Raw genomic sequence first — 24,092 nt, 5'->3', positions numbered from 1 at the left:
AGACGACGCCTTTCCTAAGATGCTCGGTGATAAAGGCTGCTGTTGGTTACCAGGGATCAACGGCTATCTGCACTTCTGCCATATCTAGTTGTCAGACCACCTCAATCGACGTCGACACCGTGCTAGGCAACCACCCATGAATGCGCCTGTGAAAGAACAGAAGGTGATCGACGCGATTGCCATAGGGACCTGCGTATCAGCAATTGTCTTGCTGTTGAGCTTTGCTGACGCCACAATCGCCGCTAATAGCTGGCTCCCACCGGCCAGCACCCAGACTGAAAAGGATATTTCAGTTGCGCTATCAGTTAACAAGGACAGTGACGCTCTTCGAGCCCAGGCCCCACTATCGGATAAGTAGCACCCCGCTGAGGTCCGCAGCTCTTCGCCGAGGACCGCTATCCAGCGATGAGGGCCTGCTGGCAGTCACTTTGAGCGCGATGTGCGTTGGCCTGGCTACCATCTTCGTGATCGCCATGGTCGCTTCGTGATAGGCGCTAAATGCTTCCACTTGCGGCGTCTGCTAGTGGCCGGTCAGTCGTCGACGCCTTGCAGTCAAGGCTTGTTGCCCTGATTGCTCATCCCAAGAGGCAGGCACCTTCGAGCCTTGGACAACCACGCCACTTGGCTCGCCTATCCAGCGCAGCGCCTGCGCTTCAGACTGACCACGGGACCCTGCGGGCCATGGCTGCCGGGATGATCGGAGTCAGGGGCTCGCCTCCATCCATGACAGGGCGTTTAAGCGGTTCCGCGATATTTTCGGAACACCTTCCTTTCTACCTGCCCGACGGCCCTTGAAATCCGACCCCTCAGACAGCAAAAAGCCCCGTAAGGACGGGGCTTCGAAGATGGCGGAAGCGCAGAGATTCGAACTCTGGGACCCTTGCGAGTCGGCGGTTTTCAAGACCGTTACATAAAGTCAGTCTTAGCGCCGTCTAAACCCACGTTCGCGTTCCGATACTTTTCCAAGACTACCCGGCTACAACCCGCATGGCTACTGGATAGTGCCTTTGAGTTTCGGAACTCTAAAACGAACGCTCCGAGCGAGGCGCTGGAATGAGCAACCGGGGTTTGGCGCACTCTCACCGTCCGCTACAGATGTGTGATCCAAATAGCAATCCGCGACTTAGTGAACCGACCACATCGGAAGCGCATTGACGGAATGTACAGGTGCATATAATGTACCTACACATCAGCCAGGAGAGACCGCCATGACCCTTAGCTATCCAGATTTCCGCGAAGCAAATGCAGATGAATTCCGGACGAAATATCGCAATTTCGCTCCATTGCTTGATCGGGCGGATATTCGACTTTGGCCAGCCTTGAACAATGCCGCGGCCTTTTCGCATATGCGATCCGCTACAGTCTGCTGGGGCTACCCAGCGGTTGCCGGGATAACCTTCTTGGTCGCTCCTATGCTTGAAAACGTACCAAGCGAAGACATTGACTACGTTAAGAAGGGAATAGGCGCCATTGTCTGCGCCATCATGGAGATCAACGGGTTCGAAAAGACAAACACCAAGAAGGCCGTTCCACCTTTCCCTCACCGCGTGTTTAGCCGTGGGGAAGTGTACTGCCAACCGTAGTCGGAACCTTTAGGTCTGACTTGGATGGAATAATCCAAATCAGACCTCATTCCCATACTGCAGCAGTAGTTGTGTCTAGGCGCTGGAGTCCGCTCTGCTCCTGGCTTCGCTTCGAATGCTGTCTAATCTGGTTTCGCCACTTTGGTCAAATTTGCCCCAGTATTGGCGCGGTTTGCCGAGTTTCTATTAGACAGCTTTTCCCCTCCTTAGGCGTTCTGCCGACACCCAATCCCCCTGCCTTTCGTCATCAGCCACTCGACATCTGAGCACGGCGCCGTACTGTACGCATGAACAGTATGGATATTGTCATGATCTTCGACCCCCTCACCCCCTCACTGCCAAGCCTGAAGGCCCAGTTCGAGAACGAGCATGAGCGCCTGAACTTCCCGAACTTGTGGCACAGCGTCTGCCTGCAGCTCGTCACCGAACTGTTCGACCGGAAGGTCATCAGCCAGGAGCAATGCGTAGAACACTGTGAGATGGCCGATGCCGGCCTGGAGCATGCGTTGGAGATTCACGCGACCTGGCCCAGGGGCTGGGACCTGCAGCTGAGTTACACCCTCACCTGCCACGAAAGCGGCCACGTGTGGGCACGCTGCTCAGGATGCGGATTTGTCCGGCCAGAGCTCGGCATCCATCCGGTGGGCAGCTTCACGCGCCAGCGAGAGGGGCGGATCTACCTGGTGGACATGTTCCAGCGGGAACCCTTCGGGGTATTCGTCACGCCGACCGAAGCAGAGATCGCCGGCCAGCTCTACGAGATGGTGTTGGCAGGGCGATGGGATGGACAGAACGTCGTGCAGCTACTGGGCAGATAGCCAGTTTCCGTTTGGTAAGACGAATGATAGTGTGAACCGCGTCACCATTCCAAATAGGGAGAGCCGGAATGCTTCAGAACGGTCATTTGAATTTCTTCAACGTAAACAAATGCGGCCTTTACAGGCACCACGGAGTCGAGCCGAAAGGTCTCGATCTGATAACCACTTTTTCTAAACTAAAAGATTGGAAAGAAGATCGCAACTTTGAAGCAACAAATCCATGGGACCCCAAGAAAAATAGAAATAAAACCGCGTGTTACAGCCATGAAATATATCACGACGCCGGAACTGGCGACTTCCTTTTGGTCTTATGGAAAGGCGATACAGATAAAAATGGCCCACTGTACGGGATAACTGTCAATCCTGACGGAACCACCGAGAAAGCCATAGAGCAGACAAAAACAAAATCAAATAAGCAGCTGATTTGGGGTAGACCCTGCTATTACTGGGTAATACCTGAAGTCAATGTAATTGCATCAATTAAATTCGAAAATTCCCGCTGCGACTCAACAATGTTTCAGGACTGGGTTAGTGGATGCATGAACTTCAGGGTCCCTTTGCCAGAGTTTAAAGTTAGCAGCACCGAAAAAGGCTTTACTCGGATTGAGTTTCCTGACGCCGAAGATAGCTACAAATACTATTTCCAGTTTGACCTCTCAATAGCCTCGCTTTCTACCTCCTCAGCAGAAATCACTGAACTAGCCAAGAAAGTCACGCACATTGTAAAAAGGGAAACCATCTCTATAAAAAATGTGGATAAACGCAGGGGGTTTGCCAAGTTCTTTAGGCGATTTGAAGTACCTTTTGCTTCAGCCGTAAATGACTCGGTTAGAAAAGTGGAGCTGAAAATCGAGGCGAAGCCTACTCCTGGTGAGATTAAGGAAATTATCGAGCAGCATGGCACCGACGGAAGCTCTCCTACATGGGAAGACGTCGGATTCGCGGTTGAAAACTCGACTAGGATTGTATGGGCAAGTAAGTACAGGCTGACCGAAAACCTTTCCATTGAAGATGGAAGCGAACCCATTTTCAAAGCTGATTATCTATATGCTAAAATACTGCAAAACCGGGAAAGATACCTTGACCCGATTAGGAAAGACCTCCTAGCCAGTCAGGCAGTAGAAAATGCATAAAATTATCGTGATGGCAATAGCCTCTCTGTTGATAGGTATCCTTACATACCATTATCAACCGAAGTTTAGCTACTCAGACTTCAAAGACTATTGCAACACCTTGCTGGCAGTTTCCGGCATGGTCTTTACGATAATGGGGATTTGGATAGCTTTTGTGTATCCCAACGCGATTAAAAGACTTCAAGATCCAGACAAGATAAAAATCGCAGACTTTACCTCAACCATGCGGGATACCAGAAGATTAGAAAGCATTGTTAGCAGTGTGATGGAAGCGGGTTTCGTAGCAATGTGCATAACGCTCATATATTTTGCAAAGCTTGCTATTACGGGATTCCCTGACTACGAAACGCTCCGCATCCCGCTTAGATCCACAGCTGCAGGACTTATCGTCTTTTTGACATTAATACAGTGCTCATCAGTAGCCAGCGTTATTTACGCCAACTACCAATTCATAGACGACCTCCATAGTAAACGAGAAATACAAGAAAGAGACAACGATATATAAAATGCAGCCGTGATCAGGGCGTTACGGACGCTTATTGGCAGCTATCAATTACCGCTAATAATTCCCGCTCATAGCCGATCCGTTGGCGACGCTCCGCCAACAGCGCCCTCACCTTCACCTCCAAGCTGTCCTCCCTGCGCAGCCCTTCCGCCGCCCAGGCCGGCACTGCCGGCGCCTTCACCCGGCACGGTACCTGGACCGGCACCTCTACGCGCACCACGCGCGGCTCAGGCTCGGCAACGGGCTGGCCAGCGCACCCTGCCAGCGCGACCACCATTCCCACGATGATCCACCTCATAGGCCTAGTTCCTTGTCGATGATGGCCGATGCCGCCGACGCCGGGTCACCCCCGGTGCGCTCCTGCTGGAGGCGGTTGGCTGCCTGGTAGTCCTCGCTGGCAGCCTTGGCCGCCAGCTGCTGATCGGCCAGGGCTTTGGCAGCACGGTCGTCGATAGCGCGCCGGAGATCTGCCAGCGCCAGGTTCTGCTGCCCGACCTGCCCTTCCAGCGTGCTGCTGGTGGTTCGGCAGGAAGCCAGGGTGCTGGCCGAGGTCGTCACGTCATCGCGCAGTCCTTCGACGATAGGCCGGTAGTGGTCGGCGGTGAGCCAATAGGCGACCCCACCGCCCAACACTCCGCCCAGAGCGAGCAACACGACAACGGCGACTGCGAGCATGGCCACCCTGTACTGCTCCAGCGCGACCATCACTGCACCGCGGCCAGTGCCTGGGCGTATATCGCCTCCCAGGTCTGCGGGTGCGGCTTGCCCGGGCGCCAGACGCGGGCGTAGAGATCCCAGGCGTCTTGCACCTGACCCAGGGCCGGCAGCGGCTTGGGATCGGTCCACAGCAGCAGGCGGGCGAAGGCTGCGGCCAGGACGTCGTCGCGCTCCAAGGCCTCATAGACCGCCGGGGCGGTAGGCTCCACATCGCGAGCAGCGCAGACCTCCAGCGCGTGCGGACGGCTGGCGGGATGGGTCAGCACGCCACGGACGCCGCCGGCCTGCTCGAACTGCCACAGCCCCCGCGCCGGGCCGCCGATCTGGCGCCGGAACTGGAGGCGGGATTCCTGCAGACCGATGGCCAGCAGCATGACGGTGGCGCGCTTGCCGGCCATCTTGGCGGGCAGCAGCGCGAAGGCCGGAGCAATGGCACCGGTCTGGGTAGTGTCGAGGGCCATGGTTTTCTCCAGGCGAAAAAAAGCCCGCTCGGAGGCGGTCTGTGGGCAGGAATTTCCGGCGAGCTAGGGGGGCGCCGCCGGACTCAATAAGCGGTTGGTGAACTACCGAGGAATCCTCGGTAGTTGGGATGTCCTCATGATCGTGAGGAATATGGTGGTAGTGTTGATGCTGCGCAGCGGATTCCGCGTGATCGTGAGGATTTAGGCAGCGCTGTAGTGGCCGGCCCCAAAGAGTCGAACGCCTCCGAGCATCAACCATGCGCGCCAGCGGGCAATACCGCTCGACCGCAGGGCGTTGTAGAACACCTCATCGGCGTCCTTTCGGGATAGCAGGCGGCTGCGATAACAGAAGTCGTGCAGAACAGCTGCAGCGTGACCGTAGGCGCCTACTAGGTCGAAAATGATCGGCACGCGCGGAACGCTGGCGAAGTCCGTCTCGAAGCCCGGCGGCACCACGATCAGGCCGTGGTCTGGGTCCAGATACGAAAATGGCGCCAGGAGGCGCCATGTCTTGCGGTCGGTCTGCAGTTCGGCCTGCAGCGGCTCAGGGAATCGGTTCATGCCGGCCAGCCCGCTCCCAACATATCGTCGGTGTAGGTGCCATCCTTCACCGCAGAAAGCAGATCGGCCTCACGATCGAAGCAGGCCTGAACATGGGCGCGGATAGCGCCCGCCATGCCCAGCAGTGCGGCAGCGTCCAGCTCCACGAAGCCATCGGGTGTCTTCCACCGGCAGACATAGGCCGGATCGACCGTGGCGGCCAATGCAGCGCCGGTAATCAGCCCCTGGCTTTCGCGGTCAGTGGCCACGGAAACACCGCTCACCGTGATCCCGCGCGTTTCCTCGGCGTACCGGCGCGCGCTGATGTCTGCTTTCAGCCCTTCCGCGCGGATTGTCGCGGGGTCTACTGCAGCCACAGCACGTTTGAGTGCTGCCAGGGTTACGCCCTGCACCTGCAGCATGCCCTGGACATACATCGACTTTTCCGGATCGGTCTGGCCAACCCGCGCCAGCACCTGGCCAATCACGCTCAGGTCGGCGATCTCTACCTGTACCCATTTGTCAGCCATGGTCAGACACTCAGCTTGTAGATGGAGAATTTGCAGTTCGCCGCTTCCAGCACGATCGTTGAACCGCTGTCTTGGAAGGCTGCCGCCGATATGATGTCGCCCGCTGCCAGCTGCTCGATCGAGAAGGTATTGCAGGTGGTGGCGCGGCCATTGATGGCAGGGAAAAAGCTTAGGGTGCCCGCGAGCAGCGCCCCGTTCTTCAGAAGACGAATGGCACGGCTGCCGTTGGCATTGGCCGCGCACTGGATGTTGCAAGCCACCAGGTAGAAGCCGGCCTTGGCGATCTGGACCTGCTCGGTGTTGGAACTGGTTGAGTGCATCGACGCCGTATCGAAGAACTCCGTGTTCCATGGGATGGCCTGAACCACGCCACTGGCGATGCTGTAGTTGGCGGACATTCCGAGCTGGCACGCCACAGGCGAGGCCAGGGCCTTGTCCATACCCGTGTAGAGCTCTTCGAAATTGGAGTTGATCTTTCCGAAGGCGGTTGGGCCAGGATCGCCCCGGTAGCTGCCGTGGTCCGTGGTGGTGTCGATTACTTCACGCGTCATGGTCAGGCCTCATGACTGGGGACCGCATAGATGAACGGCCAGTTGAAATAGGGATCATTCCCTGACGGCGAGCCGAGAATGTCGTAGTTCTGGTAGTACTGCGCCACCGTGGTGGTGGCTCGGAAATAGCCATAGGTGGCGACGTTGCCCACGCCGGCACCATCGAGCAGATAGCCGGTGAAGTTTGAAATCAGAACGTAGCTGTTGGCGCTGACCGAGAAGTTTTCGGTGGTAGTCCAGTACCAGGTGCGGTTGTAGCCAGACTGGTTTATCGGTCCGTCGCGCCGATAGGTTCGGGTGGCGTACTGGAAGACCATCTGCGGATAGCCAGCGTCTAGGATGAGCCCACCCTGGTCATCCCACATCTGCACGCCCCAGGCGCCCGAACTGCGTGGCGGCATGAATACCGCGACGCAATAGGTATAGGTCTGGGTACTGCCGACGATGTCAGGGCTGATGCTCATGCCCGTCCAGTTACCAGGGCTACCGAGCTGCCTGAAGTTGCCGCACCCATAGGCGCCGGCCTGCAGCTTCTGAAAGACCATGGGCGGCTGCTGGCTGGTGACGACCTGCGGCCAGTTCACCTGGATCGGTTTGTTGGTGTTGGCCCCTACGGTGTATTGAGCGGTGAAAAGCCAGTGCAGCAGGGAGTTCTGGCCGTCGAGCACCAGGGCGTTCTGGTCGTTGAACAGCTGAATGGCGTAGCTCATCCGAAGGACACCGCCAATATCAATGCCGACTGGTTGCCGGTCAGGTTGAGGGTCACGCGTCGGCCATCGACACGGTAGGCCGGGATGCCATATCCCTGCTTCTCTTCCTGCACCCAGATCATGTAGCGCGACCCCAGGTCCCCGGGCACGTCGTAGGTCTTCGTGGTGAAGTTGTTGGTCGGGTTGGTGACGACGCCCCTGTGGATGATCCGTAGGGCGAAGCGGGCGCGATCCAAGATCCTCCGCCCGCTTGCATCGTTGAGGATGAAGTCGTAGGCCGCCATTACAACGGCCTCCCAATCAGCAGTCGAAGCCGGTTGTTCTCGTCGTACATCGTCAGCCGGACATTGTTGATGTTCAACCGCCCTTCGCCGGCGATCGAGCCGTTGATCTCGAAGCTGCCGTTCTTGTTGAGCCGCCAGCCGGTCTGGCCTTCCACGTAGTCGTTCGACTGGATGGTGTTGCCGATCTTGGCGTTGGTGATCGTGCCGTCACCGATCAGCGCCACGTTGATGATGGTCTGGCCGCCCTGGACCACGAATGGCGAGGTGACCGTGGTGCCATCGGTGTTGAGCACTGCGAACCGCGTAGCCATCACCAGGAACTGGCTCATGACGTCTCCGCCTGAGTAGTCCACACCCAGGGCGATGCCCGCGGCGTAGCGCTGGCCATTGGCGGTGATCTCGGTCTTGATGGAGTAGGACGAGGAGATCCGTGTAGCCAGGCCATTTAGCGAGTTGCCCTGCTGGACGATCGCCTCCTGGGTAACCTGGACCGCGGCAGCGTTCTGGCCGATGGTGGATTCCACCGTGTCGATGCGGCGCGCCTGGGCCAGATTGTCGTTCGCGGCTACCGACTGTACGGTGATGGTGCCCGCGTAGACGTTGGCATCACCGGCGCCCCAATCGGCATCACCGGCACCTACCGGCGAGATACTGGCCACCAGCCCATTGACGCTCTCGGCTTGGGCCTTCACGCGGCCATCCAGCGTGCTGATGTCCTGGGTGTTCTTGTTCACCTGAGCAGCCACGGCGCCGGCCTGGGCGATGCCCTGCCCTGCGTCTACCCACTTCGTCCCTGGGGGCGTCTCGTTACCGTCTTTATCCCCGTTCCAGCTGTAGAGCCGACCATCGGTGTAGGCGACGATCTGCCCTTTTTTATAGGTGGCGCTGGAGGTCCACACCAGGGGCACCAGGCTGTCGATCGAGTTCACCGACTTCAGCAGGTCACCGCCCAACTGGGTCTTGGTGATCTTGCCGGTGAGGCCGTTGAGGATCGCGCCGACGTCCTGGCTGGTCGCGGCGTTCACCTTCAGGAACGCACTCACGCCGTAGGCGTTGCGGGTCCGGATGAAGTAGTAGTAGTTCGAGTAGAAGGCCAGCCCGGTGTGGGTAAAGCTCAGGCCCTGGCCCAGGAAAGTAGCCTTGTCCGCGGTCGCCTTCGGATCGGTGCTGAACCAGTATTCGTAGGTGCCGCCGTTGAGGCCGTGCAGCGGGTTGCTCGGCACCAGGGTGATGGCGTCGATGTTGGCGTAGACCGCGACCTTCTCCGGGATCGGCGGGCCATCGATGCTGACGGTGATGCTCACCTCGCCCGAGCGCGCCAGCGGCCCCACAGCGGCCACGCTCATGGTGTAGTTGCCAGCCGGCAGGTCGTTGAACGAGATCTGCAGCGAGTCAGCCGCCAGCGTCTTGGACTGCACCGCCTTGGCGCCCTGGCGCACAGTGACCACGTAGCCCTGCACGCTCCCTTGGGTAGGCGCCACCCATGACAGAACACCCTGGCTCACCTCGGCCTTGTCCGCAGGCGTCCAGGTTAGGCCAGTAGGCGTACCGATGCCGCCGGTGGGCAGGCTGATGAAGCCGATCGGGTTGTAGGGCTTGCCCACGGCATCGCCGAACATCTCGGCATCGTACTGGGAGACGTTGACCGTGCAGCCGCCGGTGGCAGTCATGGTCCAGTCCTGGACGATGAACTCGCCATCGATGTTCAGGCTGGGCAGGTTCACGCGCACCACGCGACCGGGCCGGCAGTTGTAGCCGTTGAAGTTCAGCGGGATCGACAGCGTACCCCCGGCCCGGCGCCGGCGCAGTTCCATGTTGGCCAGGCGCTGGGCCTGGTACGGGTCGGTGATGTAGCTGAACGACAGGGTCTCGGCCGCTTCGCCGCCATCCTCAGCCACCCACTCAGCAATCCGGACCTCGGGATAGTCGGTGTCCGCCCAGGCCTGGGCTGGATCCATGAAGGTGCCGCGGATGATGTTGATCGCCGAGTCGTTGCTGACTTCGGTGGATCCACTGACGGTACCAATCACCATGTCCTCGGTGATGGTGAAATCGTAGGGACCGTAGTAGGCGCCGACCTGCAGCGACCACTTGCCGCCCACGCGCACCAGCTGGCCGCCGCATGCCTGTTCCAGCTTCTGCAGGACCTGGGTGCGCTGCTCATCCGCGCCGATGGCGCAGGAGGTCACGTAGCGCGAGCTGGAGGTGCCGTCGGCGTTGCTCACCACCTCCTCGGAAACGTTGGCGCCGTCCGCGAAGCTGGGGAATACGATCTCGTCGTCCGGCACGTTGCAGCGGGCGCGTAGGTACCAGAGCAGATGAAGCGCGGTGTTCTCGCTGTAGCCGGTGATCCCGTTGCGGGGGTCGTAGATGTCGGTCCGGCCGCGCACGATGAAGCGCACGTCCGGGATACCCGAGGGGAAGCGCTCGGCGCTGTAGCGCAGCGAAAGGCGCACAAAGCTCAGGCCACGGCCGATCTGGCTATCCTTCCAATCCGGGCAGTTGGCCAGCAGGAAGGCATTGGGCTGGGTCGGGTTGATCACCACCTCGAAGGTGGCGCTGTCGCCGTAGGCGTTGATGTCTTCCTCGCCCAGCAGGATCTGGTCCACGCCGGCAATGGCACCCTCGGCCAGCACATACACCAGGTGCAGCCACTCGCCGTCGCCCTCCGGCCCCTTCTGCTCCTGGGCCCAGGCCAGCAGGCCGCCGGTGCTCACCCGGCCGAGCAGGTAGCGGCACGCCGCCTTGGAGCTGCGGACGGTCTGTGCGGATGGCTCCTGCTGCTGTGCGGTATCGGTGTTGAGCTTGGCCTGTTGGTTGGCCGAATACAGGGCCAGGCCCGCGCCGATGGCAGCGCCCCAGGGGCCGCCGCTCATGAAGCCGACGACGGCACCGATGGCGACCTGGGCGACCTTGCTGACTCCCTGCCCCATTACTCGACTCTCCAGGCTGCCTGCGGTGTGCACTCGACGCGCGCGACTCCACCCTCACAGGCGGACCAGTATTCGTTTGCCCAGCGCACGGCCACGCTCAGGCCGTTCGGCCCCTGGTAGGTCACCAGGTCGCCGCGCTGAATGAAGGCCGGGTTGATCCGGCTGAAGTAGGCGTCCAGCACGCCCTCGACACTGCCGTGGCGCTTGACGATGGCCTTCTTTGCCCCGCGCTCGGTCTTGTACTTGCCCCGGTAGGCTTCGGCCGGGTCGACACTGCACACCGCTACGGCGCAGTCGGCGGCGAAGGTGCAGCAGTCGAACTCGCCCCATGAAAAAGGCCGCTCGGAGGCGGCCTTGATCGTGTCGGAAAGCTTGAGGGTCCAGTCGGGATGTCGCATCGCGCTACTCGTAGGTGAAGGAAGGCGCGTCCTTGCCGGAGCCCCAGTAAATCGGCCAGCTGGCGAGCTGGGCCACGGCGAAGAAGAAGCGGTCGCCCTCATGGCGCGCGCGGTGACTCTCGTCGGTCCAGCGCTCGGTACCGGTGCGGCTCCACTCGGCCATGCGGTCGATCAGGGTGACGGTAATCTTGTTGCCGTCCTCGCTGTTGCCGCCGTAGGCGATCTGGGCGGCATCCATCCGGCCGGAGAACAGCACGTCGGCCGCGTAGTTGCCCGCTTCATCCATCACGATGAACAGCAGGCGCGCCGGGCGCCCGCGGCAGCCCTTGATGGTCGTGGAGCTGAGAATTGCGGTGTCCAGGCCGTTGAGCGTGAGCTCAATGCTCATCGGTGAGCTGCTGTTGCTGCTCTCCTGGCTCTGACCTACCTCGCCAAACTTTCCCACGCCCTGGTAGGTGATGCCGTCCACCACAAGGTCGCCCAGGCCGGTGTGGGCGTAGACCATGCCGTCGACGAAGTCGAGCTGCGCAGCGTAGACCGCGCGGAAGTTGCCCTGAGCGATGATGTCCACCACCGCCTGGCTAAAGGGGAAGCTGGTCGCCATCAGAAGGCCTCGCGGAACTGCAGGCTCAGGCTGGCCACCATGGGCTGCACGCTGGAGCTGTTGGTATTGTCGACCCGGCGCATTTCCGAGTAGGGAGTGCGGTACTCCACGGCGGCACCGGCAGCCAGGGCCTTGCGGATCGGCTTGTTGACACTGACCGTAGCCTTGCCGGCCGAGTCACTGGTAGCGTCCTGCACCACCTCGAACATCTCGCCGGCCACAGTCAAGTAGTCGCCTTGGCTGAAGACCTTCTTGCTGGGCGTCATGCCTTGCAGTTGCAGGAACGCGGCGAAGGCCGGGCCGGCAGCAACCACCGGGGCGCCGATGTCGTCGGTGCGTAGGCGGTCCCAGGCCGGCACTCGGACGGTACCGGTCATGCCACGCAGGCGGCCGAGCATGGCCGTCAGCAGGCGGTGGCGGTCCCTGGTCAGTCCGGAGAACGAGAGCTGGCACTGCCAGTAGTCGCCCGGGTAGCCGACCACCTGCTGCGCGTTGGACAGCGTTGAGGTGAAGGCGCGATTGTTGTAGACGCAGCCGAAGGTCATCTCGTTGGGAACAAGATCGGCGGGCCAGTCTATAGCCATGGTTACTCCTGATTATCCGCGCCTGAGCATCTGCCGGGCCGGCCCGTTGCGACTGAGGTCCTTAAGCACCAGCTGATAACCTTGCTGCGCGCCTCTGGCTGTTGCCTGCTCGATCATCCGCACCGTTTCCGGGCTGACGTCGCCGTTGATGTGGAAGGTCTGGCTGACACCGCCGACGTTTGCCGCAACAGCACCAGCAACGCCAGTACCGCCGCCGGACAAAGCCTTCACACCTAGCGAGCCGTCAGCACTACGAGTCAGCGGCATAATTGCCTCAGGGCCGGCCTCACCCATTAGGCCAAGACCACCCGAATGAGCAAAAGCGGTCGGCGTCGACACGACCTGATTGGTGAAGGCTCCGCCATTCGCAAACTTCTGAATTCCGCTTTCCCATGCCCCGCCATTCGCCTGAGCAGCGCTGAACAGAGAAGTAAAGCCACCACCATAGGCGCTATAGGCGGCACTCAGACCGGAAACCAAGGCTTGCCTGACTTGGATTCGTATCAGGTCGGTGATTATGGAATTGGCCAGATCAGAAAATGACAACTTGCCTGTCTTCACGAAATTCACAATTGCGTCTTCAGCACCGGAAAATGCAGTTCTGAATAGGTCCTGAGTTTGTTTGGCTACGTTCTTGGCCTCAGAAACGTAGTTATTCCAAGCATCACCGGCGCCCTTAGTCCAGTCTTGGTTGAGCTGGTCGAGCTGCGAGTAGTAGGACTCATGACTTCTAAGAGCATCGTTCAGGCCAGCCTGGATCTTCTCGACAGCAGCGCTGTACTGCTCACTCCCAAGAAGGTCTTTCGGCGTGGCCTTGTCCAGCTGCTCGCGGTAGCGCTGAAACTCCCGATAGATCGCCTTCTGCTGGTTCAGTCGATCTCGGTACTGGTCGCCCATACCGGCGCCGTCCAACTGACGGCCATACTGCTCCTGCTGCGAGGCCAAGGAGTTGGCAATCGAAGCATCGAGCTGTGCTGCCCGCTCTGTGAGCCTTTGCAGCTCCTGCTTCTGGGCGATCTCCTGTTCGATAGCAGCATTTTTCTGCAGCTGTGCCTTGATCTGGTCCTGGCTGGCCAGCAGGCTTTGCTGGTCTGCCGTCAGCGTCTGCTTCGTCTTGAGGTCAGCGATCTGCTGCTCGAACTGCACGAGCTTCTGCTGAGCGCCGGTTAGCTTGTTGGTACTGGAAAGCTGCTCTTCCAGGCTGCTCTGCTGCTGACGCAGAGCCAGAAGAGTTCGAGTGGCTTCGTCGTCGGTGTAGGCCTTGGCCCGCGGGGCTGCCTTCTCCTTGTATTTGTCCTCGATACCCGCGCGCGCCGCCGCGTAGTCGCGCTCGATCGCAGCGGTGTCGACATTGACACCCTTCAGCGCCTGGATGCGCGCCTGGTCGAGCTTCTGAATCTCGAGCTTTTTCTTCCCTTCCTTGTCGAGGTTGGACAGGTAGCTCTGGTGCAGCGTATTCACCGCCTGAATGGCGTTGCGCTCTGTTTCCGCCGACTCGCCCTGCGCCTTCGACTCAGCATTGGCCGCGTCCCTCTGCTTAATCAGCAGGTCCAGCTTTGCCTGGTACGCCGTGTTGTCATAGCCGCCGAGCTTCTGGCGCTTCTCGATGAACTCGCTTAGCTGAGTGATCTCCTGCTGCAGCGACTTCTCGCGCCCGATGTCGAGCATCGCATCCCAGGCCGACTTGGCTGTGCTGGTGATGCCTTTCCAGGCCGCCTCGATAGTGCCGAGGTTTTCCTTGATGCCCTTGGCGCGCTCTTGAAGGGCGCCGGCATAGGTCGCCTCGGCCAGGTTGGCAGCGGCTGTCTTGTTGCCCTGCTCTTCCAGCGCCTGGATCTGCTGATAGACCGCGGCAGTGAGGTAGTTGTATTGCTCGTTCAGCGCGGCCGAAGCCTTGGTAGGCTCGTCGGCCAGCCGCTTGAACTCGGCAACGGTGTCGGCCACGGCCTTCCCGGTAGCAGACTCCCAGGCCACGGCGGCGATCGCCATGTCCTTGAATTGATCGCTGGTCAGCGATCCGGTGGCCACCAGTTGCGCAAGAGCTTCGGCAGCGGCGCCGGTGGTACCGGTCACACCGCTGACATCCTTGGCCAGGTCAGCCATCTGCCCGGTGTTCTTGCCGGCTAGGTTGCCGGTGGAGACCAAGGACACACGGAAGGCGTCTTGCTCGGCGCTGCCCTGCTTGTAGGCCAGCGCCAGCACCCCGGCGGCTGCCGCAAGCAGCGTGAAGGGATTGACCATGCCGGCGACGTAGCCGCCCAGGGCGCGAGCCGCCGGCCCGATGCCGCCGAACATGTCCTTGAGCTGGCCGCCCTGCTGCAGCAGCACCTGCAAAGGCTGCTGGCCGGCCTGCAGGCTGACCACGATGTCGGTGAACTGCGCAGGCACGCCACGCAGCGCCGCGGCCTGGGCCTTGGCGCTCATGGTGTACTTTTCATTCGCCGCGCTCGCGCCGGTCAGGCCGTCGCGCATGGCGTTGAGCTTGCCCAGGTACTCGGCATAGTCGTCGGCCGGCAGGCGATTGGCCTTTCGATGGGCCGCCAGCTGCTGCTCCATCTTGTCCAGCTCGCCCAGGCGCCCCACCACCGGGTCGATCTTGCCCAGCAGCTTTTCCAGATCGTTCTGCTGCTTGGTGGTCTCGGTCTTGAACCGCTGCATGGAGCGCGAGGCACGGTCCATGCCCTGCTCGAAGCCGCCGGTCTTGGCAACCAGGTCAAGCGTCAAACTGCCGAGGGAGCGGGTTGCCATATTTTCTCCACCAATAAAAAACCCGCCGAAGCGGGTTTATTTCAACTTGCACCAAGTGAGTTGAGGAACCCCTGTATAGCGTTCCTATCTTTGTTCCCGTTCGCCTCGACCTTCCTTACTTGTCCGCCAGGCATAACACTTTCCACCCAAGGATATGCGACGACTCTCACATCATCACCAACCTGCACCGGGACAAACTTCACTTTCATTTGAGGGGTGGTGCTATAGCTATTCGAAATAGCTATCTGAGTGAAAGACGCTTGGAGCCCATCAAGCTCCCTAGAGCAAACAATTTGACCGGCGCCAGAATCTTCAATTTGAAGACCCTTATTAATACAGCCATTTATTATTTTGCCCCTTACATCCGCTGACGAGGAGGCTTTGAAAATGCCCTCCGGGTACCCCGACTGCGTCTGCTTGCGTACCGCCTCCTGAGCACACCCTGTGAGAACCAGAGCCGCCAGGGCCAACGAGATAATGCGCATTTCTGACCTGCCTTCCATGTGATAACTAGCTCACAAACGGTAGACCAGCTATGAATTGTCTTACAAGTCACAGGCCATACCGGCGGCGTGATCCGCCGCCTAGGTGGTTCAGTGCCAGATTTCACGGGCGCGCTCGACGGAGATGCTCGACCAGTCGTCCTGCTCCTGGGTCAGGGCCGCCTCGTAAGGCATGAAGGCTTCCATCTCTACCTCGCCACCATGGATCCGGCTCAGCACCGTGGCCAGCATGGCGAAGCCGTGCTCCAGGCGATTGCCCAGGTTCAGGCTGCCGCGCCGGCGGATGTAGGCGTACCAGTCCATCGCCTCGGCGTAGGTCAGCCGCTCCTTTGCTTCGAGGATCGTGCACCCGCCGATGCCATGCAGCACAAGCTCGTGCCACACCTCATCGGCGGGAGTCAGTTTTTTGCGGCGCCCTTCCCGATGCCGTTGACCTCGTGCACCGCATTGAGCAGCGCGAAGGCCAGGTTGGGTTCGAGGTTCAGCGCGTCCTCGTAAGGGATCTGCTCGTCGCCCTGCTCACCCAGCAGAACGCACTCGCTGATCAGCTTGGCGTTGCGGCTGCGCTTGGCCACAGCGGCCTCGTCCTCACCCTCGGCCGGCGCGTAGAGCTTCTCGATCACGCCGAATGACTGACGCTTCACCAGCACGGTGAACTCGTCGATCACCGGCTTTTTCTCTTCATCCAGCTGTCCGCGGTCCCACTGGATGGTCTTCTTCACCGGCGCTGCTTCGACAAAGGCGCCGGCGGCTTTCAGGTCTTTCAGCTTCATGGCAATTCCTTAGCTGGCGCTCTTGGGCGTCCAGGCGCCGGGGCCGGAGCGCTGGATGGTCAGAGCGGTGCTCACGACGGTGTTGGTGGCGAAATCGAACGGGAAGTCGGAGACGTAGCCGTCGAAGGTGAACCAGGTACGGGCGGGCGGCAGGGTGAAGTCGCTGCCACCGCTGGCGACGGTCGGCGGGACAGTGCCATCCGAGAAGCCCACCGCGAACTTCAGATTGGCGTCGCTATCATCGGCGGCGAGCTGCGCCAGGCGGACGTGGCTGGCCTTGGTCGGATCAGCCTGGACGGTGCCGGTGGCACTGCCCGGGGTGCGCAACCCCTTCATGAAGGTCCGGGCCTTGTCTTTGAGCGTGGTGGTGTCGATTTGATCGGCCGGCGAGCCACCGGGGTTGAAGGCGGTCAGGCCTTCGATCTCCAGCACGGTGTTGGCACCGGTGCCGCTGGCGGGCGGGACCAGGACATAGACCTGGGTTCCTTGGGTCTTGATGGACATGGAGCGTCTCCTGCGGGCATGAAAAAACCCGCCGGAGCGGGTCGAGGGGTAGTCGGTGAAAGGTCAGCGGAGCACAGTCCACTCGATGTCGAAGCTGACCCGGTAATTCTTGGTGTCGCGGTCGCGGTTCTCGCCGTTGTAGGCCACCAGGTAGGCCACACCTTCCAGCGCGGCGCGCAGAGCGGTAGCAGCGGCCCGGGTACTGGCCGCGGTGGTGCCGTAGACGTCCACCTGGGTTCGGAATCCATCCACGTCCGGCCTGCCGGACAGGTAGTTCTCGGGGCTGCCGCTGATGACCTGCCAGGCGGCATACGGCAGCGCGGTGCCTTCCTCGGCCTCGCCGAAGGGATAGACCCGAACAGGATCACTGCCCAGCAGCGCCTTCACCTCGGCGGATGCCGCCGCAGCCTTGAACAGAGGGGGAAACATCAGACCAGCTCCTTGTTCAGCTCGTCGTCGAGCACGTCGATGAAGGTCTGGATGACGTCCGGCACATTGTTATCCAGAGCCGGCCGCATGAATGGCCGGGCCCTGGAGCGCTCGGTACCCAGCTCGACGAAGCGCCAGTAGGTCGGGTTCGGTGATTTCTTGTCGTAGCGGGCGCCGCCCATGACGCCGACGCGCATGACGATGCCACCCTCGCGCCGCCCCTTGATCGTGCCCTCGCGGATCACGATGAAGTCGGCGATGTTCATCGGCGTTTCCGGGTCATCCTGCTGGTTTGCCCGGTCGACCGCCTCGTCACGGACGATCTTCATCGCCGCCCGCGCTGCCCGGCGCACCGAAGAGCGCTGGACCTTATCCGGCAGCTGGGTCAGGCGTTCGATGGCATCGTCCACGCCCTTGAGGGTGAAGGTGATCATGGTCAGCCCTCGTCGAGTCCGCCGGAAACCATCAGGGTGAGGTACTCCCGCCCGGATTTCTTGTCCGGTAGGACGGCCTCGATGTTGTAGGTGACGCCGCGGTGCACAGCGCGCATGGCAGCGGTGACGCCGGCGCGGTACCGGATGACGATCCGGGTCGTCACCTCGTTCTGGGTGGCCTGGCCGGCGATAAATTCGCGGCCGCTCACCGGTTCGACGGAGCCCCGGATCGGCTTGGCCGTCAGGTTCGTCCAGCCGGTGATCATCTCCCCGGTATCAGGGTCCTGCACCCTGCCCGGCTTCTGCAGGTTGATGCGATGCCTAAGCCGTCCCGGTTCCATTGCTACCCTCCACCGGCAGCGGGCCGCCGTACCAATTACGGCAGCTAAAGAGCATGGCCTTGGCCGCCTTGTTCTCGTAGAGCTGAATCTCTGCCTGGCTGGACCGGTGCTCATAGAAGTCGGTGAGCACTAGCAGCATGGCGATAGCGACCTGGGCCGGCACCTGAGCGGGCACGGTCCAGGCCGGTTCATCACAGAACCACAGGCACCAGCCCAAGGCCGCCGATGCGTACAGCAGGATCAGGGAGTCCTCGCTGTCGTCATCGCTGTCGATGACCAGGTGCTCGCGCATCCGCTCGATCGACACAAGGTCCGTGGGCTGGATGCTCATTGCGGGTCGTCCTTCTTCCGGGTGGCCGGCTTGGTCTTCACCTCGGGCTTGCCCTCGGTGCTGACTTCCTCGGCCAGCTCCATGCCCACCAGGGCATCGGCGACATAGTCGTCTACCGGGCGGGTCTCGCCCTGGTCGAAGTTGCCAGCGTGGTAGTGGGAGAACTGACGCAGAGCGCGAATCGTCTTCATGGCGGTACCGGGGCAGTTGCCTGCCCCGCCTCGTGTGATCAGCTGGCAGCCGGAGCCGCGAAGGTGCCCTTGATCTCGGCGGTCGGCCGGTAGTGGGCCAGCGCCAGGCGCTCTTCGCAGAGGATGGTCAGCATGTTCTTGACGAAGTTGTCGCGGTCCTCGCGGCTGACCTCGACGGTGGCGTCCATGCGGTCCCAGACCTGGGAGGCCAGGTCGAAGGCACCGACGGTGAAGGTGCCCTGGGCCTGGGCCTTGGTGGCCACGACCGGCAGGCCCCACATCACGCGGGCGGCGAACGCTGCCGGGCCACCGAAGATGTAGCGGCCTTCGGCGTCCTTGAGCAGCGAGATGGCATGCCAGTCGCGCGGGTTGAGGATGATGCCGGAGGCCTCGAACTCGGACTCGGTCACCTGGAAGATCGCGTGAGCGATCATGTCGGCGCGGGTGTCGCCGGTGGCGTTCAGGCCGGTGTCGTAGGCGGTTGCCACCTTGTTGATACCGACCAGGTTGTCACCGGTACCGTCGCCGTTGAGCAGTTGCACCTCTTCATTCAGCGCCAGGCCGTACAGCAGACGGTTGTTGACGTAGGACTCGAGCATCGGCGCATCTTCCATGATCTGGCGCGAAGCCTGGATCCAGTGGGCGATGGTCTTCACGTTTGCCGACTCTTTGGTGAAGGTCAGCTGCGACTCGGGCTTGAGGGTGCCTTCCGGCGCAATCGCCGCCGAGTTGGTGAAGACGTTCTCGCGCACGTACTCCAGGGAGTTGGAGCTGATGCGGCCCTGGGCCAGCAGATCGCGAATGGTGAGACGACGCAGGCCCGGCATCAGGATGCCGGCATTGCGCTGGGGCTCGACTAGGGTGCCCGCCGAGGCGGCGGTGCTGCCCAACGCCTTGTCGAAGGACTTCACGTCTACCTTCGAGGAGCGGCCGTCCCAGCCCTTCATGATGTCGGCGGCGGTGCGCTCGGCGAAGGACTTCTGGGTGGACGGATCATCGATCTTGTTGCCCGCCAGCTTCTGCTCCAGATCGAACAGGCGGGTGCCTGCCGACTTGAGCTCTTCCTGGACGGTGGTCAGGTCGCCCTGCAGCTGCTTGCTGACAGCGCCGGTGGCCTGGATTTCGGTTTTCTGGGCGTCGAACAGCTCCTGCATGCGGGTCTGCGCGGTCTCGATCGCCTTTTGGATGACTGCCAAATCGGACATGGGGGGTTCCTCAGTTCACGGAGGGGAAGGTTTGAATGCGCTGCAAGAGCGCGGCGATTTCGTCGCCGCCTTCGGACTCGCTCCGAACTGCGGACTTGATGCGGGCGATGAACGCCTGCGCCTCGGATTTGGAGAGGCCAGCTGCATCTCGCAGCCAGTGCTCCGCGTCGCGAATGCTTTCGATGCCATCCATGCTCTTGAGCGAGGCCACGGTGGCGTGCTCGTTGGCCGGCATGGTGCAGATGCTGATTTCGCTCAGCCGGGAGACGTTCTTGAACGACATGCCGGTGGCGATGGGCTCGAAGTCGCCCTTGGCGGCCAGGAAGCCGACCGACATGCCCGCCACGGTGCCGTGCTGCATGGCGGCCTTCAGGGCCTCGGATTGGGGGTTACCCGGCGTCAGCTCGCCACGGGCCAGCAGGCCCTTGCTGTCCTCCTCCAGGTGCAGCCACTTCCCTACCGGGATCTCGTGGCGGCGGTGGTTGAAGAACATGGCCACCGAGCGGGTCTGGGACTTCAGCGCGTTGGCGAATGCACCCGGCTGGATCACGTCGCCATCGCTGTCGGTCACGCCGAAGACGCTGGCATAGCCTTCGAAGATGCCCTGGGCGCCATTGCCGGCGAACTTCACCCCGGCCAGTTCGAAGTCCAGGGTCTTGCAGATGTTGGGCATTGCAGCCTCCAGATAGATCAAACCCCGCTCGGGGCGGGGTTTGGTTGGCCAAGTTGGGTGATCGGCACGTTCTGCGATTGCCGGGTGGCGACGTCGCCTCCAGGCAGTGGCGGCCGGTTGTCGAGGCGCCGACCCTCGTTGATGGTCAGCAGGCCGCTATTCACCAGCTGGGTGAGGAATTGGGCCCGGGCCGTCGAATCGCCCCGCAGCAGGCCTTCCAGGTTGTGCTCGGCATGGAAACGGCTGATGTCAGCGGGCTTCACCAGCCAGCGCCAGATCGCCTGCTCCCAGCGCACCAGGTACGGCGACAGGGTGTATTGCAGGAAGCCAAGGTTCTGCTGCTCGATGCCGGATCCCCAGCTCGTCGATTTCTCTACGTCACCCACCAGGTGGGGCGGCACGCCGAAGAAGCGCGCCAGCTCGCTGACTTGGAATTTCCGGGCCGCCATGGTCTCGGCGTCCTGCGGTGTCACCCCGATGGCCTGGGTGGTGAAGCCTGCCTCTAGGATCCAGAGCCGCTTCTTGACCGGGCCGCCGGCGATCTCCTTGAAGTTCTCCTCCAGCTGGTCGCGCTGCTGCTTTTTCAGCACGTCCGGGGTCATCAGCAGCTGCGGGGACTTGGCGCCGTTCCCGTAGAAGTCGCGCTGCTGGTCTTCCATCGAGACCGCCACGCCGGCGGCGCGGGCCGCGAAGGCGATCGGCGACAGCCCCACCAGGCCGTTGAAGCCGAAACCCTTCAGGTGGAAGATTTCGCGCTGGCTGAAGTTGGCGTACTCGCTATCTCGGCGGTAGCGGTAGACGACCTTCTTGCCCTCCAGCCGCACGTCCATGTTGGCCGACAGTAGCGGCAGCAGGGAGATGACGTCGCCGGCGCCGTTGCGCTCGACCAGGGCATAGGCGTTGCCGTAGAAGCACAGCTGCATGGTCATCGCCTCGCGAAACTCGACGGCGGTCATGAAGCTGTTCGGGCTATAGCGCAGCAGGCGCGCCAGCGGCTGGTCCAGGCCGACCTTGTGGCGGTCATCGCCCTTGGTCTCGAAGACATCCAGCGGCAGGCCGGCGGTCACGCTGGAAATCAGCCGGACGCAGGCGTAGACGGTGCTGATCTGCAGGGTGCGCTCGTCGCTCACCACCGAGTCGCCCACCACTCCAGACGCGGAGATGGGACCTGTCACGGAGCCTTTTTCCGGCGAAACCAGGCGCCCACCGACGAAGAAGCTCGCCATGCGCGCCCAGAAGGGGCTGCGGGTTCGCAGGTCGATGCTGTAGTCGGTGTCTGCCATTACGCGCTCAGGATATTGTCCAGGAAGGAATCGATGCTGCGGGGCTCGGCCGCTGCCGGCATTGCGCGCCCCACCGCCATGATCAGCGCCACGGCGCCGTCGATCTTGTTGTCGTTGCCCTGCTTTATCGGCCGGACGATGTCGTCGTTTCCAGGCACCGTCTTGCCGATCACGTTGGCGATACACCAGGTCATGATCGGGTTGCCGTCGTGATGGAAGCGGCCGGACTCGATAGCGGCTTCCAGTTCCTTCATCGGGTCCGACATGTGGGTGTAGTTCTGGACGATGGTGACCGGGGTCAGGCCCTCGTCATCAAGCTGGTGGCTCAGGTTCGTCGCGCCATGCGGGTCAATCGGGCACTCCAGCACCGGGGCAGCCAGGTTGGCCTCCTTGGCTTCCTCGAGGATCTCCCGATAGTCGATCTCGGCGCCTGGGGTGACCTGTAGATGCCCGGTGTTGATCCAGGCCTGGAAGCGTTCGGCCATCCGCCGGTTGTCGTCGTTGAACGCCGTGTCTTCCGGCACCCAGAAGCCCGGGGCGACGCTGTAGTAGTGGATGCGGCCGTCGATGACGCGCCAGAACAGCCGGGCCATGGAGTTCATGTCCAGCTTGCGCGCCAGGTCGAAGCCCAGGATGCACTCCTGCCCCTCGAACTGCTCCAGGGTCAGGCTCCTGTCCTCGCAGGCCTTCCAGTTCTCGACGTTGAAGAAGCCCGCTTTCGCGCTGACCCAGAGGTTCAGGTGCTTCGTCTTGAAGGTGTTGGTGAAGCGCGCCGAGCGGATCGCCCGGGCCAGCTGGCTTTCCAGGTACTCCTGATAGACCGAAACACCCATGCAGGGGTTGGCCTTGGCCAGGTTCTTCGGGTCGGTCCAGTCGTCGCCTTCGTCCAGGGTCCAGATCCAGGCGAACAACTCCGGATCGGGCACCGAGCCTTCTAGCATCTCGATGGACTGGCGGCGCTTGTCGTAGCACGGGCCCTCGATGTTGGCGCCGGCCGTGGTGATGATGAACATCAGCGGCTGCCGGCGGGCGCCCATGCCGGTCAGCATGGTGTCGTACTGGGCCGAGCTGTCGTGCTCGTGAAATTCGTCAATGATCGCGCAGCTGGGCGAAGCGCCGTCGCCGGGGTTGCCGATTAGGGGTTCGAAGCGCGAACCCTGGGCTGGTACGTTCATGTTCGAGGCGTTCACCTCGATCCCCGCCGCCTCGATCAACATCGGCGTCCGCTTCACCATCAGCCTGGCCGGGCGGAAGACCTCCCAGGCCTGCTTCTCGGTGGTGGCACCGCTGTACACCTCGGCGCCGAACTCGTTGTCGGCGACGAACATGCTGATGCCGACGCCGGCGGCGATCACCGACTTGCCATTCTTGCGCGGCACCTCCCAGTAGCTCTCGCGGAAGCGCCGGTAGCCGTCTTTCTTGCGCAGCCAGCCGAAGGTGCAGGCCATGCCGAAGAGCTGCCAGGGCTCCAGGGTGATGAGCTGGCGCTTGAACGCCCACTCGCCCTTGGTGTGCGGCATCAGCTGCACCAGGCGCAGCTTCTTCTCCGCCTGGGCAGCGTCGAATTTGTAGGGAAAGCCCTTGCCCCGGCTCTCGGCCACGTCTTCGAAGTGCCGCTGGATCGCCAGATGGATGAACCGGCACGCCGGCACCCTGCCCTTCAGGACGGACCGCGCCCACGCCATCGCCTTGTCGACGTTGGGCGTGGGGGTCTTGGCCATCAGGAACCTAGGAGAGCAGCGAACTCGTTGGTGGATTTCTGTTTGTTGCCGCCGATCAGGCGCGTCCGGCTGGCCGGGTCGAGCCCGAGCAGTGAACCGAAGGTCACCATCTGGCGCATCGTTTCGTTGGCGGCGGTCAGGGCCGGGTTCTTCATCGGCCCGCCCTGGGCGCCCTCCACCACGATGCCGTGGGTGTTGATCGATTCCTGCGCCAGGCGCCAGTTGCCATATGCCGTGCAGAAGGCCTCGACGTTGTGCAGGTCGGTGAGCGCCAGCACGTTCTCGCGAAGCAATTCGGGAATGATCATCTTCCACATGTCAGCCGCTCGGTCGTTCAACCACTCGGGCGGATCGACGTTGGTGACCGTGGAGAACTGGGGTTCGGCCTTGTTCAAGGCCCGCTTGCCGGGGTTGCCGGCGAGCTGTTTCTTGGCCGTGGGCTTGGGCTTGCGACCTCGGCCAGCGACCGCCGCTGTGCCGCCCATGGCGCTACTCCTGAATTTTTAATTTCGCGGGCGTGAAAAATTGACGGGGCGGACGGTGTCCGACCCTATAGCCCTGGACTTTTGACCAACCCCCACCCATAGGCCAAGCCTATATCGGGG

The 24,092-nt window shown here is 61.6% G+C and carries 30 protein-coding genes; 4 read left to right on the top strand and 26 right to left on the bottom strand.

Going from position 1 to position 24,092, the window contains the following annotated elements; all coding sequences use genetic code 11:
* Positions 1–1,208 precede the first annotated feature (1,208 nt).
* The 4 genes from APT59_RS10060 to APT59_RS10050 all read left to right on the top strand — a co-directional run bounded on the left by APT59_RS10060 (position 1,209) and on the right by APT59_RS10050 (position 4,039).
* Complete coding sequence (locus tag APT59_RS10060) at positions 1,209–1,583, top strand: hypothetical protein (RefSeq protein ID WP_059314720.1); 375 nt, start codon at positions 1,209–1,211, stop codon at positions 1,581–1,583.
* Positions 1,584–1,891: 308 nt separating this feature from the next.
* Entirely contained in the window at positions 1,892–2,401 is a 510-nt protein-coding gene (locus tag APT59_RS10055) for a hypothetical protein (protein WP_059314719.1), read from the top strand.
* A 68-nt stretch (positions 2,402–2,469) separates the two neighbouring features.
* Positions 2,470–3,534, top strand: a complete 1,065-nt coding sequence (locus APT59_RS22405; protein WP_156428943.1) for a hypothetical protein — start codon at positions 2,470–2,472, stop codon at positions 3,532–3,534.
* Positions 3,527–4,039, top strand: a complete 513-nt coding sequence (locus tag APT59_RS10050) for a hypothetical protein (RefSeq protein WP_059314718.1) — start codon at positions 3,527–3,529, stop codon at positions 4,037–4,039. The genes APT59_RS22405 and APT59_RS10050 overlap by 8 nt, the downstream gene beginning before the upstream one ends.
* A 31-nt stretch (positions 4,040–4,070) precedes the next feature.
* Here APT59_RS10050 and APT59_RS10045 read toward each other — a convergent pair whose 3' ends face one another.
* The 26 genes from APT59_RS10045 to APT59_RS09915 form a co-directional block, all read right to left on the bottom strand.
* Positions 4,071–4,337 carry a hypothetical protein gene (locus APT59_RS10045; RefSeq protein ID WP_059314717.1) on the bottom strand — a complete coding sequence of 89 codons (267 nt, stop codon included), beginning with the start codon at positions 4,335–4,337 and terminating at the stop codon, positions 4,071–4,073.
* A complete protein-coding gene (locus APT59_RS10040; protein ID WP_059314716.1) occupies positions 4,334–4,744 on the bottom strand; it encodes a hypothetical protein in 411 nt (136 codons plus the stop codon). The genes APT59_RS10045 and APT59_RS10040 overlap by 4 nt, the downstream gene beginning before the upstream one ends.
* Entirely contained in the window at positions 4,744–5,217 is a 474-nt protein-coding gene (locus tag APT59_RS10035; RefSeq protein WP_059314715.1) for a hypothetical protein, read from the bottom strand. Before APT59_RS10035 ends, APT59_RS10040 begins: the two co-directional genes overlap by 1 nt.
* A gap of 201 nt (positions 5,218–5,418) precedes the next feature.
* Positions 5,419–5,778 carry a DUF1353 domain-containing protein gene (locus APT59_RS10030; protein WP_059314714.1) on the bottom strand — a complete coding sequence of 120 codons (360 nt, stop codon included), beginning with the start codon at positions 5,776–5,778 and terminating at the stop codon, positions 5,419–5,421.
* Positions 5,775–6,287, bottom strand: a complete 513-nt coding sequence (locus tag APT59_RS10025; protein ID WP_059314713.1) for a DUF4376 domain-containing protein — start codon at positions 6,285–6,287, stop codon at positions 5,775–5,777. Before APT59_RS10025 ends, APT59_RS10030 begins: the two co-directional genes overlap by 4 nt.
* Before the next feature lie 2 nt (positions 6,288–6,289).
* The gene (locus APT59_RS10020) at positions 6,290–6,838 is read right to left on the bottom strand and encodes a hypothetical protein (protein ID WP_059314712.1); all 549 of its coding nucleotides are present in this window, start codon (positions 6,836–6,838) and stop codon (positions 6,290–6,292) included.
* A gap of 2 nt (positions 6,839–6,840) precedes the next feature.
* Positions 6,841–7,548 carry a hypothetical protein gene (locus tag APT59_RS10015; protein ID WP_059314711.1) on the bottom strand — a complete coding sequence of 236 codons (708 nt, stop codon included), beginning with the start codon at positions 7,546–7,548 and terminating at the stop codon, positions 6,841–6,843.
* Complete coding sequence (locus APT59_RS10010) at positions 7,545–7,832, bottom strand: hypothetical protein (RefSeq protein WP_059314710.1); 288 nt, start codon at positions 7,830–7,832, stop codon at positions 7,545–7,547. The genes APT59_RS10015 and APT59_RS10010 overlap by 4 nt, the downstream gene beginning before the upstream one ends.
* On the bottom strand, positions 7,832–10,765 hold the full coding sequence (locus APT59_RS10005; RefSeq protein ID WP_059314709.1) for a phage tail tip fiber protein: 2,934 nt from the start codon (positions 10,763–10,765) through the stop codon (positions 7,832–7,834). Before APT59_RS10005 ends, APT59_RS10010 begins: the two co-directional genes overlap by 1 nt.
* Positions 10,765–11,163, bottom strand: a complete 399-nt coding sequence (locus APT59_RS10000; protein WP_059314708.1) for a DUF6950 family protein — start codon at positions 11,161–11,163, stop codon at positions 10,765–10,767. Before APT59_RS10000 ends, APT59_RS10005 begins: the two co-directional genes overlap by 1 nt.
* Positions 11,164–11,167: 4 nt before the next feature.
* Positions 11,168–11,767, bottom strand: a complete 600-nt coding sequence (locus APT59_RS09995; protein WP_059314707.1) for a hypothetical protein — start codon at positions 11,765–11,767, stop codon at positions 11,168–11,170.
* Entirely contained in the window at positions 11,767–12,351 is a 585-nt protein-coding gene (locus tag APT59_RS09990; RefSeq protein ID WP_059314706.1) for a hypothetical protein, read from the bottom strand. Before APT59_RS09990 ends, APT59_RS09995 begins: the two co-directional genes overlap by 1 nt.
* Before the next feature lie 12 nt (positions 12,352–12,363).
* Positions 12,364–15,099, bottom strand: a complete 2,736-nt coding sequence (locus APT59_RS09985; protein ID WP_059314705.1) for a phage tail tape measure protein — start codon at positions 15,097–15,099, stop codon at positions 12,364–12,366.
* A gap of 593 nt (positions 15,100–15,692) precedes the next feature.
* Positions 15,693–15,986, bottom strand: a complete 294-nt coding sequence (locus tag APT59_RS09975; RefSeq protein ID WP_174523135.1) for a phage tail assembly protein T — start codon at positions 15,984–15,986, stop codon at positions 15,693–15,695.
* Positions 15,987–16,000: 14 nt separating this feature from the next.
* Complete coding sequence (locus APT59_RS09970; protein ID WP_059314703.1) at positions 16,001–16,375, bottom strand: phage tail assembly chaperone family protein, TAC; 375 nt, start codon at positions 16,373–16,375, stop codon at positions 16,001–16,003.
* A gap of 9 nt (positions 16,376–16,384) precedes the next feature.
* Positions 16,385–16,879 carry a phage tail tube protein gene (locus tag APT59_RS09965; protein WP_058790571.1) on the bottom strand — a complete coding sequence of 165 codons (495 nt, stop codon included), beginning with the start codon at positions 16,877–16,879 and terminating at the stop codon, positions 16,385–16,387.
* Positions 16,880–16,942: 63 nt separating this feature from the next.
* Positions 16,943–17,308 carry a tail completion protein gp17 gene (gene gp17 / locus APT59_RS09960; protein ID WP_059314702.1) on the bottom strand — a complete coding sequence of 122 codons (366 nt, stop codon included), beginning with the start codon at positions 17,306–17,308 and terminating at the stop codon, positions 16,943–16,945.
* Positions 17,308–17,742 (bottom strand): HK97-gp10 family putative phage morphogenesis protein, encoded by a 435-nt coding sequence (locus APT59_RS09955; RefSeq protein WP_082696318.1) that lies wholly within the window; start codon positions 17,740–17,742, stop codon positions 17,308–17,310. Before APT59_RS09955 ends, gp17 begins: the two co-directional genes overlap by 1 nt.
* A 2-nt stretch (positions 17,743–17,744) precedes the next feature.
* On the bottom strand, positions 17,745–18,083 hold the full coding sequence (locus APT59_RS09950; protein WP_059314701.1) for a phage head closure protein: 339 nt from the start codon (positions 18,081–18,083) through the stop codon (positions 17,745–17,747).
* Positions 18,064–18,414 (bottom strand): head-tail connector protein, encoded by a 351-nt coding sequence (locus APT59_RS09945; RefSeq protein ID WP_059314700.1) that lies wholly within the window; start codon positions 18,412–18,414, stop codon positions 18,064–18,066. Before APT59_RS09945 ends, APT59_RS09950 begins: the two co-directional genes overlap by 20 nt.
* A complete protein-coding gene (locus APT59_RS09940) occupies positions 18,411–18,605 on the bottom strand; it encodes a hypothetical protein (RefSeq protein WP_059314699.1) in 195 nt (64 codons plus the stop codon). Before APT59_RS09940 ends, APT59_RS09945 begins: the two co-directional genes overlap by 4 nt.
* Positions 18,606–18,643: 38 nt before the next feature.
* The gene (locus APT59_RS09935) at positions 18,644–19,810 is read right to left on the bottom strand and encodes a phage major capsid protein (RefSeq protein WP_059314698.1); all 1,167 of its coding nucleotides are present in this window, start codon (positions 19,808–19,810) and stop codon (positions 18,644–18,646) included.
* A 10-nt stretch (positions 19,811–19,820) separates the two neighbouring features.
* Positions 19,821–20,483, bottom strand: a complete 663-nt coding sequence (locus APT59_RS09930) for an HK97 family phage prohead protease (RefSeq protein WP_059314697.1) — start codon at positions 20,481–20,483, stop codon at positions 19,821–19,823.
* A gap of 17 nt (positions 20,484–20,500) precedes the next feature.
* On the bottom strand, positions 20,501–21,766 hold the full coding sequence (locus APT59_RS09925) for a phage portal protein (RefSeq protein ID WP_059314696.1): 1,266 nt from the start codon (positions 21,764–21,766) through the stop codon (positions 20,501–20,503).
* A complete protein-coding gene (locus APT59_RS09920; protein ID WP_059314695.1) occupies positions 21,766–23,487 on the bottom strand; it encodes a terminase large subunit in 1,722 nt (573 codons plus the stop codon). Before APT59_RS09920 ends, APT59_RS09925 begins: the two co-directional genes overlap by 1 nt.
* Positions 23,487–23,972: a phage terminase small subunit P27 family gene (locus APT59_RS09915; RefSeq protein WP_059314694.1), complete on the bottom strand. Its 486-nt coding sequence runs from the start codon at positions 23,970–23,972 to the stop codon at positions 23,487–23,489. The genes APT59_RS09920 and APT59_RS09915 overlap by 1 nt, the downstream gene beginning before the upstream one ends.
* Positions 23,973–24,092 lie beyond the last annotated feature (120 nt).

The sequence above is a fragment of the Pseudomonas oryzihabitans genome (assembly GCF_001518815.1).
GTDB classification, from domain to species: Bacteria; Pseudomonadota; Gammaproteobacteria; order Pseudomonadales; family Pseudomonadaceae; genus Chryseomonas; species Chryseomonas oryzihabitans_E.
Note: the sequence above shows the minus strand (reverse complement) of the source record. Positions and strands in the feature narration are given on the sequence as shown.

Bases quoted from the DNA above. Each gene is read 5' to 3' on its own strand.
- gp17 (WP_059314702.1), bottom strand. From the start codon at position 17,308: ATGTTTCCCCCTCTGTTCAAGGCTGCGGCGGCATCCGCCGAGGTGAAG.
- APT59_RS10005 (WP_059314709.1), bottom strand. From the start codon at position 10,765: ATGGGGCAGGGAGTCAGCAAGGTCGCCCAGGTCGCCATCGGTGCCGTC.
- APT59_RS09925 (WP_059314696.1), bottom strand. From the start codon at position 21,766: ATGGCAGACACCGACTACAGCATCGACCTGCGAACCCGCAGCCCCTTC.
- APT59_RS09935 (WP_059314698.1), bottom strand. From the start codon at position 19,810: ATGTCCGATTTGGCAGTCATCCAAAAGGCGATCGAGACCGCGCAGACC.
- APT59_RS09945 (WP_059314700.1), bottom strand. From the start codon at position 18,414: ATGAGCATCCAGCCCACGGACCTTGTGTCGATCGAGCGGATGCGCGAG.
- APT59_RS09955 (WP_082696318.1), bottom strand. From the start codon at position 17,742: ATGATCACCTTCACCCTCAAGGGCGTGGACGATGCCATCGAACGCCTG.
- APT59_RS09990 (WP_059314706.1), bottom strand. From the start codon at position 12,351: ATGGCTATAGACTGGCCCGCCGATCTTGTTCCCAACGAGATGACCTTC.
- APT59_RS10025 (WP_059314713.1), bottom strand. From the start codon at position 6,287: ATGGCTGACAAATGGGTACAGGTAGAGATCGCCGACCTGAGCGTGATT.
- APT59_RS09965 (WP_058790571.1), bottom strand. From the start codon at position 16,879: ATGTCCATCAAGACCCAAGGAACCCAGGTCTATGTCCTGGTCCCGCCC.
- APT59_RS09940 (WP_059314699.1), bottom strand. From the start codon at position 18,605: ATGAAGACGATTCGCGCTCTGCGTCAGTTCTCCCACTACCACGCTGGC.
- APT59_RS10015 (WP_059314711.1), bottom strand. From the start codon at position 7,548: ATGAGCTACGCCATTCAGCTGTTCAACGACCAGAACGCCCTGGTGCTC.
- APT59_RS09995 (WP_059314707.1), bottom strand. From the start codon at position 11,767: ATGGCGACCAGCTTCCCCTTTAGCCAGGCGGTGGTGGACATCATCGCT.
- APT59_RS10040 (WP_059314716.1), bottom strand. From the start codon at position 4,744: ATGGTCGCGCTGGAGCAGTACAGGGTGGCCATGCTCGCAGTCGCCGTT.
- APT59_RS10000 (WP_059314708.1), bottom strand. From the start codon at position 11,163: ATGCGACATCCCGACTGGACCCTCAAGCTTTCCGACACGATCAAGGCC.
- APT59_RS10010 (WP_059314710.1), bottom strand. From the start codon at position 7,832: ATGGCGGCCTACGACTTCATCCTCAACGATGCAAGCGGGCGGAGGATC.
- APT59_RS10045 (WP_059314717.1), bottom strand. From the start codon at position 4,337: ATGAGGTGGATCATCGTGGGAATGGTGGTCGCGCTGGCAGGGTGCGCT.
- APT59_RS10060 (WP_059314720.1), top strand. From the start codon at position 1,209: ATGACCCTTAGCTATCCAGATTTCCGCGAAGCAAATGCAGATGAATTC.
- APT59_RS10050 (WP_059314718.1), top strand. From the start codon at position 3,527: ATGCATAAAATTATCGTGATGGCAATAGCCTCTCTGTTGATAGGTATC.
- APT59_RS09950 (WP_059314701.1), bottom strand. From the start codon at position 18,083: ATGGAACCGGGACGGCTTAGGCATCGCATCAACCTGCAGAAGCCGGGC.
- APT59_RS10020 (WP_059314712.1), bottom strand. From the start codon at position 6,838: ATGACGCGTGAAGTAATCGACACCACCACGGACCACGGCAGCTACCGG.
- APT59_RS10035 (WP_059314715.1), bottom strand. From the start codon at position 5,217: ATGGCCCTCGACACTACCCAGACCGGTGCCATTGCTCCGGCCTTCGCG.
- APT59_RS10030 (WP_059314714.1), bottom strand. From the start codon at position 5,778: ATGAACCGATTCCCTGAGCCGCTGCAGGCCGAACTGCAGACCGACCGC.
- APT59_RS09970 (WP_059314703.1), bottom strand. From the start codon at position 16,375: ATGAAGCTGAAAGACCTGAAAGCCGCCGGCGCCTTTGTCGAAGCAGCG.
- APT59_RS09920 (WP_059314695.1), bottom strand. From the start codon at position 23,487: ATGGCCAAGACCCCCACGCCCAACGTCGACAAGGCGATGGCGTGGGCG.
- APT59_RS09985 (WP_059314705.1), bottom strand. From the start codon at position 15,099: ATGGCAACCCGCTCCCTCGGCAGTTTGACGCTTGACCTGGTTGCCAAG.
- APT59_RS09915 (WP_059314694.1), bottom strand. From the start codon at position 23,972: ATGGGCGGCACAGCGGCGGTCGCTGGCCGAGGTCGCAAGCCCAAGCCC.
- APT59_RS10055 (WP_059314719.1), top strand. From the start codon at position 1,892: ATGATCTTCGACCCCCTCACCCCCTCACTGCCAAGCCTGAAGGCCCAG.
- APT59_RS22405 (WP_156428943.1), top strand. From the start codon at position 2,470: ATGCTTCAGAACGGTCATTTGAATTTCTTCAACGTAAACAAATGCGGC.
- APT59_RS09930 (WP_059314697.1), bottom strand. From the start codon at position 20,483: ATGCCCAACATCTGCAAGACCCTGGACTTCGAACTGGCCGGGGTGAAG.